Source organism: Caulobacter sp. 602-2 (assembly GCF_011043625.1).
In the GTDB taxonomy this organism is placed as follows: domain Bacteria; phylum Pseudomonadota; class Alphaproteobacteria; order Caulobacterales; family Caulobacteraceae; genus Caulobacter.
Genome location: NZ_JAAKGT010000006.1, coordinates 39,094 through 51,740, shown reverse-complemented (window position 1 = coordinate 51,740; position 12,647 = coordinate 39,094). Strand labels below are relative to the sequence as shown.

Annotated in this window: 15 protein-coding genes; 6 read left to right on the top strand and 9 right to left on the bottom strand. The window is 68.9% G+C overall.

Features of this window, described 5'->3' with window-relative positions; translation table 11 throughout:
* Positions 1-20: 20 nt before the first annotated feature.
* Together rnc and lepB are read right to left on the bottom strand one after the other, a co-directional pair.
* A complete protein-coding gene (rnc, locus tag G5B46_RS13910; RefSeq protein ID WP_165259505.1) occupies positions 21-725 on the bottom strand; it encodes a ribonuclease III in 705 nt (234 codons plus the stop codon).
* 4 nt (positions 726-729) lie between these two features.
* Positions 730-1,587 carry a signal peptidase I gene (gene lepB, locus G5B46_RS13905; protein WP_165259503.1) on the bottom strand — a complete coding sequence of 286 codons (858 nt, stop codon included), beginning with the start codon at positions 1,585-1,587 and terminating at the stop codon, positions 730-732.
* A 209-nt stretch (positions 1,588-1,796) separates the two neighbouring features.
* Here lepB and G5B46_RS13900 point away from each other — a divergent pair, with 209 nt between their 5' ends.
* Both G5B46_RS13900 and G5B46_RS13895 read left to right on the top strand, forming a co-directional pair.
* Positions 1,797-3,113: a S41 family peptidase gene (locus G5B46_RS13900; RefSeq protein ID WP_165259501.1), complete on the top strand. Its 1,317-nt coding sequence runs from the start codon at positions 1,797-1,799 to the stop codon at positions 3,111-3,113.
* 95 nt (positions 3,114-3,208) lie between these two features.
* A complete protein-coding gene (locus G5B46_RS13895; protein ID WP_165259499.1) occupies positions 3,209-4,126 on the top strand; it encodes a hypothetical protein in 918 nt (305 codons plus the stop codon).
* Positions 4,127-4,130: 4 nt separating this feature from the next.
* On the opposite strand, the gene acpS is transcribed toward G5B46_RS13895, so the two are convergent.
* From acpS to pyrE, 3 genes are read right to left on the bottom strand one after another with little or no spacing between them, the layout of a single operon-like run.
* The gene (gene acpS, locus G5B46_RS13890) at positions 4,131-4,532 is read right to left on the bottom strand and encodes a holo-ACP synthase (RefSeq protein ID WP_165259497.1); all 402 of its coding nucleotides are present in this window, start codon (positions 4,530-4,532) and stop codon (positions 4,131-4,133) included.
* Positions 4,529-5,284, bottom strand: a complete 756-nt coding sequence (locus G5B46_RS13885) for a pyridoxine 5'-phosphate synthase (protein ID WP_165259495.1) — start codon at positions 5,282-5,284, stop codon at positions 4,529-4,531. The genes acpS and G5B46_RS13885 overlap by 4 nt, the downstream gene beginning before the upstream one ends.
* Positions 5,285-5,289: 5 nt before the next feature.
* On the bottom strand, positions 5,290-5,874 hold the full coding sequence (pyrE, locus tag G5B46_RS13880) for an orotate phosphoribosyltransferase (RefSeq protein WP_165259493.1): 585 nt from the start codon (positions 5,872-5,874) through the stop codon (positions 5,290-5,292).
* Between the two features lie 66 nt (positions 5,875-5,940).
* On the opposite strand from pyrE, the gene G5B46_RS13875 reads away from it, so the two are divergent.
* The gene (locus G5B46_RS13875; RefSeq protein ID WP_165259491.1) at positions 5,941-6,351 is read left to right on the top strand and encodes an NUDIX domain-containing protein; all 411 of its coding nucleotides are present in this window, start codon (positions 5,941-5,943) and stop codon (positions 6,349-6,351) included.
* Positions 6,352-6,430: 79 nt separating this feature from the next.
* Positions 6,431-6,886 (top strand): carboxymuconolactone decarboxylase family protein, encoded by a 456-nt coding sequence (locus G5B46_RS13870; protein WP_165259489.1) that lies wholly within the window; start codon positions 6,431-6,433, stop codon positions 6,884-6,886.
* Positions 6,887-6,907: 21 nt separating this feature from the next.
* Here the strand turns inward: G5B46_RS13870 and G5B46_RS13865 are convergent, their stop codons facing one another.
* The 3 genes from G5B46_RS13865 to folK all read right to left on the bottom strand — a co-directional run bounded on the left by G5B46_RS13865 (position 6,908) and on the right by folK (position 10,248).
* Positions 6,908-9,073 carry a bifunctional (p)ppGpp synthetase/guanosine-3',5'-bis(diphosphate) 3'-pyrophosphohydrolase gene (locus tag G5B46_RS13865; RefSeq protein WP_165259869.1) on the bottom strand — a complete coding sequence of 722 codons (2,166 nt, stop codon included), beginning with the start codon at positions 9,071-9,073 and terminating at the stop codon, positions 6,908-6,910.
* 182 nt (positions 9,074-9,255) lie between these two features.
* Entirely contained in the window at positions 9,256-9,615 is a 360-nt protein-coding gene (gene rpoZ / locus G5B46_RS13860; protein ID WP_058350513.1) for a DNA-directed RNA polymerase subunit omega, read from the bottom strand.
* 150 nt (positions 9,616-9,765) lie between these two features.
* Entirely contained in the window at positions 9,766-10,248 is a 483-nt protein-coding gene (folK, locus tag G5B46_RS13855) for a 2-amino-4-hydroxy-6-hydroxymethyldihydropteridine diphosphokinase (protein WP_165259487.1), read from the bottom strand.
* A 51-nt stretch (positions 10,249-10,299) separates the two neighbouring features.
* Here folK and G5B46_RS13850 point away from each other — a divergent pair, with 51 nt between their 5' ends.
* Together G5B46_RS13850 and G5B46_RS13845 are read left to right on the top strand one after the other, a co-directional pair.
* Positions 10,300-10,902: an NYN domain-containing protein gene (locus G5B46_RS13850; RefSeq protein WP_165259485.1), complete on the top strand. Its 603-nt coding sequence runs from the start codon at positions 10,300-10,302 to the stop codon at positions 10,900-10,902.
* Between the two features lie 15 nt (positions 10,903-10,917).
* Positions 10,918-11,592: a uracil-DNA glycosylase gene (locus G5B46_RS13845; protein WP_165259483.1), complete on the top strand. Its 675-nt coding sequence runs from the start codon at positions 10,918-10,920 to the stop codon at positions 11,590-11,592.
* Here the strand turns inward: G5B46_RS13845 and G5B46_RS13840 are convergent.
* Entirely contained in the window at positions 11,589-12,599 is a 1,011-nt protein-coding gene (locus tag G5B46_RS13840; protein WP_165259481.1) for a hypothetical protein, read from the bottom strand. The two genes, G5B46_RS13845 and G5B46_RS13840, sit on opposite strands and share 4 nt — an antisense overlap.
* Positions 12,600-12,647: the final 48 nt, after the last annotated feature.

Here is a 12,647-nt window from a genome sequence, read left to right as displayed (position 1 = left end):
AGGGGGAGGGAGAGATCGCTTTACCCGCCCACGCGCTCCAGCAGCGCCTTGGCCGCGGCCTTCTCGGCTTCCTGGCGGGACTTGCCCTTGGCGATGGCCGGATCGACGTCCTTGACGCTGACCTCGACCGTGAACTCCGGCGCGTGGTCGGGACCGGTGCGGTCGAGCACGCGATAGGACGGCAGCGGCCGACCCTTGCTCTGCGCCCATTCCTGCAAGGCGGTCTTGGGATCGCGCGGACGCCCCTGCCCGGCCCGGTCGAACTCCTCGGACCACAGGTCGAGGAACACCTTGCGGGCCAGCTCCAGTCCGCCGTCCTGGTAGAGAGCGGCCATCAGCGCCTCGCAGGCCCCGGCCAGGATCGATTCCGTCTCGCGGCCGCCGATCTTGCTGGACGAAGCCGACAGCCGCAGCGCCGGGCCCAGTTCCGCGCCCTTGGCCACGCGAGCGCAGGTCTCGCGGCTGACCAGGGCGTTGAGGCGGGGCGCCAGCTCGCCCTCCTTGGCCTTGGGGAAACGCTCGGAAAGCGCCTCGGCGGCCAGGAGCCCGAGCACCCGGTCGCCGATGAACTCCAGCACCTCGTTGTCGCGAATCTTGGCCTTGGCCCCGTCGCCGACGCTGGCGTGCGTCAGCGCCCGCTCGAGCAGTTCGCGATCCTCGAACCGATGACCGATCCGGCGCTCCAGGTCGCCGACGGCGGCGACCCGTCTGTCCTTCACGGCCATGATCTTACTTCAGCACGCGGAAGAAGCGGCTCGGGCGCGCGTCCATGAACCAGGTCCACGGCTTGAACAGGTGCGCGTCCGCGTTCCACGACAGCAGGATGATCTGCGCCTTGCCGACCAGGTTCTCGGCCGGGACGAAGCCCACGCCGATGGCGTCGCCGGTGTACTGGTCGTTCTCGTAGTTCCACTTGCAGGTCCCCGAGTCCGTCTTGAACGGCGAGATGCCCGGGTTGAAGCGGCTGTCGGCCGAGTTGTCGCGGTTGTCGCCCATGAAGAAGTAGCAGCCTTCCGGAACCTCATAGACGCCGGTGTTGTCGCCCTGCGTGTCCGGGCCTGCGTCGGCCTGGGTCAGGTAGGTGCGGCCCTCGGGCGTGGTTTCCTGGATGCGCTTCATCGGCTGGGTGAAGCCGTAGCCGCTGTCGACCAGCACGTCGGCCTGCTCCTGGCGCTTGACGGCCTGGCCGTTGATGTAGAGCGCGCCGCCACGAACCTGGATCTTGTCGCCCGGCAGGCCGACCAGGCGCTTGATGTAGTCGACATGGCCGTCGCGCGGCAGCTTGAAGACGATGATGTCGCCCCGCTTGGGCGCCGAGCCCAGGATGCGGCCCTTGAACAGCGGCGGGCTGAACGGGATCGAGTGCTTCGAGTAGCCGTACGAGAACTTCGAGACGATGATGTAGTCGCCTTGATAGAGGTTGGGCTCCATCGAGGCCGACGGGATCGTGAACGGCTGGAACAGCAGCACCCGCAGCACCAGGGCGATGCCCAGGGCATAGGCCACGGTCTTGATGATCTCGATGAATTCGTTGACGGCGCCGCCCTTTTCTTCTTCGGGGGGCGTGGTCTCGACGGCTTCGGTCATGCGCGCGGGGCTCTTTGCGAATGGGGGTCGGGCGAGCCCGACAGGTCTTGCTAGACGCGGTTGTCGTCGCGGGCAAGCACCGCCGGCGATAGTGACGCTTCGTGGCGGCCGTTTGGCGCCGGAAGGCCCGCTCGCCTTAAAGATTATTCATTGGCCGCCACGATCGGCGAATGATGTTCTTCGGCCGCCGATTTCCGGGGATACCGCCGATGCGCCCGCTCGTTCCGCTGTTCATTCTCTCCGTGGGCCTGATGGCCGCCTGGCAGGCCAGGTCGGCCGAGGTCGCGCCGCGCCCGGTGGTCGAGGACGTGGCCAAGGCGATCGCCGACAACTACTACGACGCCGCCAAGGGCGCGGCGGTGGCGCGGGACCTCCGGGCCGAGGCCGCCAAGGGCGCCTATGATCGTCTGACCGATCCTCGCGACCTGGCCACGACGCTGAGCGAGCGGCTGCGGCCGCTGGATCATCACTTCAACGTTTCGTGGTCGGCCGAGCCGGCGCCCGCCCCGCGGCCCGGGCCCGGACCAGCGCCGGCGGCCGGTCCGGCTTCCCCGCGCGTCGACCCGGCCAAACGCGCCAACTACGGAATCCGCCGGGTCGAGATCCTGAACGGCAACCTCGGCTATATCGACATGCGGATGTTCGCCCACTTCCCGTTCGGCCAGCCCGACGCCCCGGCCCGCAAGGCCATCGAGGCGGCGCTGCAGACGGTGGCCAACACCGACGCCGTCATCATCGACCTGCGCGACAACGGCGGCGGCTCGCCGGCCATGGTCGGCTACCTGACCAGCGCCTTCACGCCCAAGGGCGCCGACATCTACAACACCTTCAGGCATCGCGAGGGAACCCTGAGCGAGGCCCCGGGCGACTGGTATCCGACTCCGCGCCTGGACACGCCTCTGTACGTGCTGATCAGCGGCCGCACAGGCTCGGCCGCCGAGGCCCTGGCCTACACGCTGAAGAACGCCAAGCGCGCCGTGATCGTCGGCGAGGCTAGCGGCGGCGCGGCCAATCTCGGCGGTCCCGTGCCGCTGGCCAGCGGCTTCTCGGTCTTCGTCTCCGGCGGCTCGCCGGTCAGCCCGATCACCAAGACCAACTGGGAGGGCGACGGGGTGCAGCCCGACGTAGCCGTCCCCGCCGCGGGGGCTTTGGACGCCGCCCGCGCCCTGGCCCTGGAAGCCGTGCTGAAGACCGCGACCGGCCCCGCCGCCCAGGACGTCCGCTGGGCGCTGGAGGCCCTTCGCGCCGAAGCCGCGCCGCCGGCGACCAAGCCGTTGGCCGATTATGTCGGAGCCTACGGCGCGGTCGAGATCGTGCAGGTCGACGGTCGCCTGGCCATGAAGCGCGGTCGCCGCCCCCTCACCATTCTGCTGCCCCTGGGCGGAGAGACCTTCACCGTGGCGGGCGAGTCGAGCCGCCGCGTGGTGTTCGAGCGCGACGCCAAGGGCGCGGTCAGCGCCTTCGAGGCGATCGGCTACGAAGGCGGCGGCGCGCGCTTCCGACGCGGGACGGCGCCCATCGGATGACCGTTGAGCGAGTCCGAATTCGCGCGACAATTTAGGATTGATTTTACCTGGGCGACCCAACCTTGCGCCTATCCACATCGGGCGGGGTCGTTTCCATGCGTCAACTGAAGGCGATCGCGCCGGTCATCGCGCTGGCCGCCGCGCTCACGCTCGCGCCCCAGAGACCAGCCGCCCAGTCGCTGCCGCCGACCTCGCCGCAGCCTTCGGCCTGCGATCCTGACCGGCAGCGCTACGCGGATTCCATCGGCGTACCCTGCTCGGCCCTGCGGGCGCTCGAACCATCCTCAGCCTCGCCCAGCAAGACGCCGGCGCAGCCCGCGCGGCCGGCCCCGGTCGCGGCTCAGCCTGACCGGGCCGCCGTCGCTCCCGCCTCTGTCCAGGCACCGACGAGGCGCGCCGACAGCGGGAGCTCCCAAGCCTCTGCACCCGTCCAAGCCGCCAGGACTTCCACGCCGAGCCGCCTGGCGCTCTCTATCTCGCTGCCGTTCCGCAGTGGTGTCACGTTGGACATCAGGCGACTGGACGCTCCCGGCAAGACCGTCATCAGCCGCTCGCAAAGCCTGTACTCTAGCCCGCCGGATTTCTCCGGCGAGATCTCCGAACGCTTGACCGGCCCGGCCGCCGACATGGGCTACAGCTATGTGTCGGCGATGGACTTCAAGGCCAAGGTGATCGTCAAGGACCTGCCCGCCGGCCGCTATGAAATCCGCAGCATCCAAACCTCCACCGGAGCAGGCGGAACAATCTACCTGAAGCGAGATTTCGAAGAGCTGGGCCTCACCTTCGACATCGCGCCCGGGACGACGACCTATCTGGGCGAGTTCGGGCTTTGGAGCATCAACAGCAAGTCGCGGATCGGCCTGCAGACGACGGCCGGCGCGATCGTGGTGGTTCGCGACCAGAGCGCCCGCGACCTGCCGTTGGCCGCCCGCTCCCGAGACCTGGGAGAGGTGAAGATATCGGTCCCGGACGTCGAGCGATTGCGCCAGCCCTTGATCCAGCCCCGACTCTAGCGCCTCAGCTCGCCGGCACGGCCTCGATGATCACGAAGGCCTGGGCGTAGGGGTGGTCGTCGGTCAGCGACAGGTGGATCACCGGGACCATGCCCTCGGGGATCAGCTGGGCCAGCTTGGCCGCCGCGCCGCCGGTCAGGGCCATGGTCGGCTTGCCCGACGGCAGGTTCACCACGCCCATGTCGCCCAGATGCACGCCCTGCTTGAGGCCGGTGCCCAGGGCCTTGGAGCAGGCCTCCTTGGCGGCGAAGCGCTTGGCGTAGCTGGAGGCGCGGTCGGGCTTGCGCTCTGAGCGCCTGCGCTCGATCTCGGTGAAGACCTTGTTGGTGAAGCGCTCGCCGAAGCGTTCGAGGGTCTTCTCGATCCGCCGGATGTCGCTGAGGTCCGAACCGATGCCGATGATCACGCCGCCGCCTCCAGCCTCGCCGCGTCCATCAGGGTCCGCATGCGCAGGATGGCCTGGGGCAGGCCCACGAAGATGGCCTCGCCGATCAGGAAGTGGCCGATATTGAGCTCGACGATCTGCGGAATGGCGGCGACCGGCTTGACCGTGGCGTAGTCGATGCCGTGGCCGGCATGCACTTCCAGGCCCAGGGAGGCGGCGAAGGCCGCGCCCGACTTCAGGCGTTCCAGGATCGCGGCCGCGCGTTCGGTCTGGCCGGCGCGGGCGGCGTCGCAATAGGCGCCGGTGTGCAGTTCCACGACCTGGGCGCCGACATCGGCCGAGGCCTGGATCTGGGCGTGGTCGGGCTCGATGAACAGCGACACCCGCGCACCGACGGTGCGCAGGCGCGCGGTGGCGTCGGCGATGCGATTGGCGCCCTTCACGACGTCGAGCCCGCCCTCGGTGGTCACCTCCTCGCGCCGCTCGGGCACCAGGCAGGCCGCGTGCGGCTTGGCGTTCATGGCGATACCGACCATCTCGTCGGTGACCGCCATCTCGAAGTTCAGCGGCTTGCCGCGCTTGAGGCAGAGGTCGGTGAGGACGGCGATGTCCGCGTCGCTGATGTGCCGGCGGTCCTCGCGCAGGTGCGCGGTGATGCCGTCGGCGCCAGCCGCGAGCGCCAGCTCGGCGGCGCGCACCGGCTCGGGATAGCTCGACCCGCGCGCGTTGCGGATCGTGGCCACGTGGTCGATGTTGACGCCGAGCCGGAGCATGGGGCTCAGCCCTTCAGCCGGCGGCTGCCCGGATCCTCGATCGGGATCGCGGCCAGTTCGGGCGGCAGGGCGTCAGCCGGATAGGCCGGCACTTCGAGGCTGGCCAGCGCGATCAGCGGCACGCCGACATCGGCCTTGCCGCCCGAGCGGTCGACGATGCAGGCCGCCGCGACGACGTCGCCGCCGGCGTCCTTGATCGCCTGGATGCATTCGCGCGACGACAGGCCGGTGGTGACGATGTCCTCGACCATCACGACCTTCTGGCCGGGCTCCAGGTGGAAGCCGCGGCGGAACTTGAAGCCGCCGCCCTCGCGCTCGACATAGATCGACGGCACGTTCAGGTGACGGGCGGTCTCGTAGCCCGGGATGATGCCGCCGACGGCGGGCGAAACCGCCACGTCGACATGGCCCACGGTGGCGATGATCTTGTCGGCCAGGGCCTTGCACAGGCGCTCGCAGCGCTCGGGCCGCATGAACACCAGGTTCTTCTGCAGGAAGACGGGGCTGTGCAGGCCGCTGGAGAGCACGAAGTGGCCTTCGCGCAGGGCGCCGGCGGCGCGGAATTCGTCGAGGACGTCATCGTTGGTCATGAGGCGTGGATATAGACCAGCGCGGCGAGTCTACAAACCACCCTCAAAGGGGCGTAGGACAACGGCATGAACGACTCCCCTCCCCGCCCTCGCGTCGGTTGCGGCGCGGCCATCATCGACGCCCAGGGCCGCATCCTGCTGGTCCAGCGCCGCCGACAGCCGGAAGCCGGCCACTGGGGCCAGCCGGGCGGCAAGCTCGACTGGGGCGAGCCCGGCCGCACCTGCGCCGAGCGCGAGATCCGCGAGGAACTCGGCATCGGGATCGTCGCCGGCCCGGTGCTGGCCGTGACCGACATGATCACGGCCGACAGCCATTGGCTGGCGGTGACCTATCGCGCCGACGGCTGCGTGGGCGAACCGGCCATCCAGGAGCCGGAAGCCCTCGCCGACTGGGGCTGGTTCGCGCTCGACGCCCTGCCCTCCCCCCTGACCCAGGCGACGCAGGACGCCGTGGCGGCCCTGCGCGGCGCGAACTGAACTTTTTTCGGCGGGTCGCGTCACACACGCGGACCTTGCCTCGTCATGGCGGCGCAACCCTCTTGAAAGGAGACCCGCCATGACCGCCAAGCTCGATCCCTTCGCCGCCGCTCCGGCCGTGATGAAGTCGTGGTTCACCGCCTCGACCGTCATCGCCGCCAGCCTGGAGCCGAGCCTGATCGAACTGGTCAAGATCCGCGCCTCGCAGATCAACGCCTGCGCCAACTGCATCAACATGCACACGGCCGAAGCCCGCGCCCAGGGCGAGACCGAGCAGCGCATCTACCTGCTGTCGGCCTGGCGCGAGGCCCCCTGCTACACGCCGCGCGAACGCGCCGCCCTGGCCTGGACCGAGGCGCTGACCCGCCTGTCGGAAGGCCACACGCAGGAAGTCGCCCATGCCGCGCTGGCGGCCGAGTTCACGCAAGAGGAGCAGGTCAAGCTGACCCTGATGATCAACGTCATCAACGGCTGGAACCGCCTGGCGGTGGGCTTTGGCCTCTGGATCGAACAGCCGGCCAAGGCGGCGGCTTGATCTGCAGCGACAGACGCGGGGTCAGCCCCGCGTCCGGTCCACCGTCTCGACCGACGGGCAGGTGCGCAACGCCGCCGAGATGTTGGTCAGGTGCTTGGCGTCGCGCACCTCGACGTCGATGTCGGTGTCGAAGAAGTCGCTCTGCCTGTGATGCATGCGCAGGTTGACGATGTTGCCGCCCGCCTCGCCGATGATCGTGCAGACCTGGCCCAGCACGCCGGGCGCGTTGCCGATGGTGGCGTGCAGGCGGGCCAGCGAGACGGTGTCGCGCTCGGCCTCGGGCGTCCAGTTCAGATCGCGCCAGAGGTCCTCGCGGTCCTCGTACTCGGCCAGCTTGGGACAGTCGATGGTATGGACGTCCAGTCCACCGTCCTGATCCTTGGCGCTGTCTTCGCGCAGGATGCCGACGATGCGGTCGCCCGGCACCGGGCTGCAGCAGTGGGCGAAGTGCAGTGAAACGCCGGGGGTCAGCCCGCCGCCGCGCACATAGAGCCGCGCGCCCTTGCCGCCCTCGATCTTGCGGCGCGCCGTGGCCGCCTCGCGATCGGCGTCGACCATGCCCGGGAACGCAGTTTCCAGCACCTGGCTGGGGGTGACCCGGCCGCGGCCGACGGCGTCGAACAGGGCCTCTTCGCTCTCCAGCGCGAACCGCTCGAGGATCGGCCGCAGCGACACGTCCTTCAGGTTCTTGCCGGCCCGCTCGAAGATCTGCTCGACCGACACCCGGCCCAGGCGCAGGAACTCTTCCTTCTCGGTCTGGCGGATGTGACGCCGGATGGCCGAGCGGGCCCTCCCGGTCACCGTCAAAGAACGCCAATCGGGCGGCACCACGGGCTTGGAGCCGCGGATCACCTCGACCACGTCGCCGTTGGTCAGGATGGTGCGCAGCGGCTTCAGCTCGCCGTTGATCTTCACACCGATGCAGGTGTCGCCGACGCTGGTGTGAACCGCGTAGGCGAAGTCCAGCGGCATCGCGCCCCGCGGCAGGCTGACCAGCTTGCCCTTGGGGGTGAACACGAACACCTGATCGAGGAACATCTCGAGCTTGGCGTGCTCGACCAGTTCCTCGCTGTCGCCGCCGTGTTCGAGCACCTGGACCAGCTGGCGCAGGTTGGCCAGCGGGTCGCGGCCGCCGGCGGCCTCCATGCCTTCCAGGTCGAGCCCGTACGAGGCGTCCTTGTAGCGGAAGTGGGCAGCCACGCCCTCTTCGTTCACCCGGTCCATCGACTCGGTGCGGATCTGCATCTCGATGCGCATGCCGCGCGGCCCCACCACCGTGGTGTGCAGCGAGCGGTAGTTGTTGCGCTTCGGCGTCGAGATGAAGTCCTTGAAGCGGTCGGGCACGCTGGACCAGGCGCGGTGAACCACGCCCAAGGCGCGGTAGCAGTCCTCCTCGCTGTCGACGATCACGCGGAAGGCGTAGATGTCGGACATCTGCGAGAAGCCGATCGACTTGCGCTGCAGCTTGCGCCAGATCGAATAGGGAGCCTTTTCCCGGCCAAAGACGCGGGCCGGCAGATTGGCTGACTCCAGGCGCGCCAGGATTTCCTGACTCACCAGCTGAACCGCCCCGCCCTGCTCTTCCCGCAGCTTTTCCAGCCGCCGGACGATGGCGTCCCGGGCGACCGGGTTGGTGTGCTGGAAGGACAGCTCCTCCAGCTCGGTGCAGATGCGGTGACAGCCGATGTTGCGGGCCAGCGGCGCATAGATGTCGCGCGTCTCGCGCGCGATGCGCTCGCGCTTGGCCTGGTTCTTGATGAAGTGCAGCGTCCGCATGTTGTGCAGACGGTCGGCCAGCTTGACCAGCAGGACGCGCACGTCCTTGGAGATGGCCAGGATGAACTTGCGCAGGTTCTCGGCCTGGCGGGTGTGCTCGGCCTGCAGCTCCAGCTTCGAGAGCTTGGTGACGCCCTCGACCAGTTCGGCGATCTCCTCGCCGAACAGCTTGCCGATCTCTTCCTTGGTGACCGGCGTGTCCTCGATGACGTCGTGCAGCAGCGCCGTGACGATGGTCGCGGTGTCGAGCCGGTACTCGGTGAGGATGCCCGCCACCTCGATCGGGTGGGCGTAGTAGGGGTCGCCGCTGGCGCGCGTCTGGCTGCCGTGCATGCGCATGGCGAAGACGTAGGCGCGGTTGAGCAGGGCCTCGTCGGCCGTGGGATCGTAGGCGTGGACGCGCTCGATCAGCTCGTACTGGCGAAGGAACTTGCGCGGCTTGGGCGCCGGCGGAGCCTCGGGCGCTGCGGCCTGGGGCTCAGACGAAGACGCGCCCGAATCCCCCCCTGGTGAAGGAGAGGATTCGGGCGCGCGTTCGGACGGAGCGGCGGCGGGCGCCGCTTCGATGATCAGAGGGTCTGCGCCGTCGGGGCTCAGTACCGCTCCTCCTGACCGCCGTCGCGGTCGCTTTGCAGCGCGCGAACGAGTTCCAGTTCGCTCATCTGCATGTGGGTCGGGTCGGCCAGCAGGGCGAGGGTTTCGGCCTCTTCCTCGGCTTCCGAGTGCTCGTCGACGCGCTGCAGCGTGGTGATCAGGTGCTCCTTGAGCCCCTCGTGATCGATCACGTCGTCAGCGATCTCGCGCAGGGCGACGACCGGGTTCTTGTCGTTGTCGCGATCGACCATCAGGGCCGCACCGGCCGAGATGCCGCGAGCGCGATGCGCCGACAGCAGGACGAGCGCGAAGCGGTTCGGAACCTTCTCGACGCAATCTTCGACGGTGACGCGGGCCATGAATTCCTCGGGCTGACCGTAAGGTCTCGCAAAATAGGGCTCCGTGCGGCGTCACGCAACGCCGCTTCGGTTGTCACCCAGCTTTCGCGAGGCGGCGTGTATGCCTTTTCCGAAAAGCAAAGTCCAGCGCGGCCGTAGATTTCCCGAAGATCAGCCGACGGGACGGGCGTCGCCCCCCACCTCAGCGTCGGCGGCCAGCAGTACGGCGCTCTTGCCCAGCACCGGATGGATCCAGTCCGGCGCCACCTCCGCCAGGGGGCCCATGACGAACAGGCGCTCGTGGGCGCGGGGATGGGGCAGGACGAGGTTTCCGTCCATCACCGTGCGGCCGTGGGCGATCAGGTCGAGATCCAGCGTGCGGGCGGCGTTGCGCTCGGACCGGGCGCGGCCGAACGCGGCCTCGACGCGGTGCAGGGCCGCCAGCGCCCCGGCGGGCGAAAGCTCGGTCTCCACCAGCGCCACGCCGTTCAGATAGGCGGGTCCCGAAGGATCCGGCCAGGCGGCCGACGTCCACCAGCCGGAACGGGCGACCACCGCCAGCCCTTCGCCGGCCAGCGCCGCCACGGCGGCCTCCAACAGAGCCTCGCGACTCGTGTAGGCTCCGGGCAGATTACAGCCGAGGGCGACGACCACGGCCGCGTCCCGACCATTTTTATCCAGCCGATTTTTCAAGGAATTAGACCCGTGACCTTCTATCCGACCGAGCGGCTGGCGCTGTTCATCGACGGGGCCAACCTCTATTCCGCCGCCAAGGCGCTGGGCTTCGACATCGACTATCGAAAGCTCCTCGACGAGTTCAAGAAGCGCGGCCTGCTCGTGCGCGCCTACTACTACACCGCCATCGCCGAGAACGACGACTACTCGCCGATCCGTCCGCTGGTGGACTGGCTGGACTACAACGGCTTCACCCTGGTGACCAAGCCGGCCCGCGAATACACCGACAGCCAGGGCCGCAAGCGCTGGCGCGGCGACATGGACATCGAGATCGCGGTCGACATGCTGCAGATGGCCGACACGGTCGACCACCTGTTGCTGTTCTCGGGCGACGGCGACTTCCGCGCCCTGGTCGAGGCCGTGCAGCGCAAGGGCCGCCGCGTCACCGTCGTCTCGACCATGAAGAGCCAGCCGCCGATGACCAGCGACGACCTGCGCCGGCAGGCCGACAACTTCGTCGACCTGGCCGACCTGGGCAACATCATCGGCCGCCCGCAACGCGCGCCGCAGCAGCGCTACGCCTCGACCGACCAACGCACCCCGGCCGAGCGCGAAGCCGAAGACGAGTACTGAGAACGAGCCGACGCCATGCAGCATTCCAACATCGCCGGCGAGGTCGTCCCCTCCCCGGCCGAACCGCCGCGCGACTGCCCGCTGTGCCCGCGCCTGGTGGCCTATCGCCGTGAGAACCAGGAGCTCTATCCGGACTACTTCAACGGCCCGGCCCCCTCGTTCGGCGACAAGGACGCCCGCCTGCTGGTCGTGGGCCTTGCACCCGGCCGCAAGGGCGCCAACCGCACCGGCCGGCCGTTCACCGGCGACTACGCCGGCACGCTGCTCTACGAGACGCTCATCAAGTACGGCTTCGCCACCGGCAGGTTCGAGGCGCGCATCGACGACTCCCTGCAGCTTGTCGGCGCGGCGGTGACCAACGCGGTGCGCTGCGCCCCGCCCGGCAACAAGCCCGAGACCAGCGAGGAGAACACCTGCCGCCCGTTCCTGAAGGCGCGGCTGGACATGTTCCCCAACCTCAAGGCCATCGTCACCCTGGGCGACGTCTCGCGGCGCAATGTGCTGAAAACCCTGGGCCTGAAGGCCTCGGCCGGCATCCCCGGCCACGGCTCGGAGTTCCAGGCCGGCCCCTACCGCATCTTCAACAGCTATCACTGCTCGCGGCTCAACACGAACACCGGACGCCTGACGACGCCGATGTTCGAGGAGCTGTTCGCGCGGGTGAAGGCCTACGTGGATGCGGCCGACTAGGCCGCAAGCCTGGCCCGGTCGAGGCTGACCGTGCCGCCGGTCGTCAGCAGGATCACCAGTCGCCGCCCGCAAATCTCGATCGGGAACTCGATGGCGCCGTCCTGGCGCAGCTCGCCCTTGCGCAGCCCCAAGAGACCGCCCGCGAGCAGGCCGGAGATGGGCTCGATGCAGGTTCGCACCGCCGCATCGACGTCTTCGAGCGCCATCGGCTTACCGACCGCCACCACCTCGCGCACGGCCAGCGACAGGCGGGTGAATCCCAGGAAGAGGCCCCGCGTCAGCAGCTGGCCGATGGCCTGGCGCACGATCCCGGCGATATGCGCCTCGTTGATCAGCAGCGTGCTCAGATAGCCGAACACCTTGCCCTTCAGCGCCCGCACCACGCCCGCGATCCTGGCGGCGCGGGCCGCCGGAGCCTCGCCCTCGCCAGCCAGCGCGACGTAGATTTCCACGTGGTCGGCGAACTCGGCCGGCGTGCTGGAAACGGTCAGGGCGAAGGCCGCCGCTTCCCTGGCCAGCTCGGCGTCCACACCGCTCAGCACATCGGCCAGCGCGAGGACGGCCACATGCGCCGGATAGTCCATGATCTGGAACACCGGCGCATCGCCGACGCCGAGAGTCGCCAGGAAAGCCGGGCCGGCCGCCAGATCGGCCTGGGTCAGCAAACCGTGCTCGACCAGCACAGCCCGCGCCTTGGCCAGCGCCTCTTCGCCGCCTGCCTGCTCGGCCGCCACCAGCGCCTTCAGCGCGTCGATCTCCAGCGTGACCAGCTTGGCCGAGCACACCTGCAGCCCCAGGGCCGGCAGCAAGATCAGAGCGCTGTCATGCAGGTCCGGCACGGCGCCGAGAAGCCCCTCTTCGTCTGCGAAGGCGAAGTGGGCGTTGCTGTCGCGTATCGCCCAGGCCAACCACTCCGGACCCGAAGGGATCAGGTTGAGCACCAGCCGGCAGCGCTCCGAAAAGGCTTCGGGCGTCTGGACCGTACGACCAAGCAACGAAAGAACCATGCGACGAACTCCCTGAACTGCGCACCGCGCGCCTCGCACAAAACGAGC

Excerpts from the sequence above, each read along its gene's own strand:
- rpoZ (WP_058350513.1), bottom strand. The coding sequence starts at position 9,615 with ATGGCCCGCGTCACCGTCGAAGATTGCGTCGAGAAGGTTCCGAACCGC.
- G5B46_RS13840 (WP_165259481.1), bottom strand. The coding sequence starts at position 12,599 with ATGGTTCTTTCGTTGCTTGGTCGTACGGTCCAGACGCCCGAAGCCTTT.
- pyrE (WP_165259493.1), bottom strand. The coding sequence starts at position 5,874 with ATGACCAACGATGACGTCCTCGACGAATTCCGCGCCGCCGGCGCCCTG.
- G5B46_RS13845 (WP_165259483.1), top strand. The coding sequence starts at position 10,918 with ATGCAGCATTCCAACATCGCCGGCGAGGTCGTCCCCTCCCCGGCCGAA.
- G5B46_RS13895 (WP_165259499.1), top strand. The coding sequence starts at position 3,209 with ATGCGTCAACTGAAGGCGATCGCGCCGGTCATCGCGCTGGCCGCCGCG.
- G5B46_RS13885 (WP_165259495.1), bottom strand. The coding sequence starts at position 5,284 with ATGCTCCGGCTCGGCGTCAACATCGACCACGTGGCCACGATCCGCAAC.
- G5B46_RS13875 (WP_165259491.1), top strand. The coding sequence starts at position 5,941 with ATGAACGACTCCCCTCCCCGCCCTCGCGTCGGTTGCGGCGCGGCCATC.
- rnc (WP_165259505.1), bottom strand. The coding sequence starts at position 725 with ATGGCCGTGAAGGACAGACGGGTCGCCGCCGTCGGCGACCTGGAGCGC.
- G5B46_RS13900 (WP_165259501.1), top strand. The coding sequence starts at position 1,797 with ATGCGCCCGCTCGTTCCGCTGTTCATTCTCTCCGTGGGCCTGATGGCC.
- lepB (WP_165259503.1), bottom strand. The coding sequence starts at position 1,587 with ATGACCGAAGCCGTCGAGACCACGCCCCCCGAAGAAGAAAAGGGCGGC.
- G5B46_RS13870 (WP_165259489.1), top strand. The coding sequence starts at position 6,431 with ATGACCGCCAAGCTCGATCCCTTCGCCGCCGCTCCGGCCGTGATGAAG.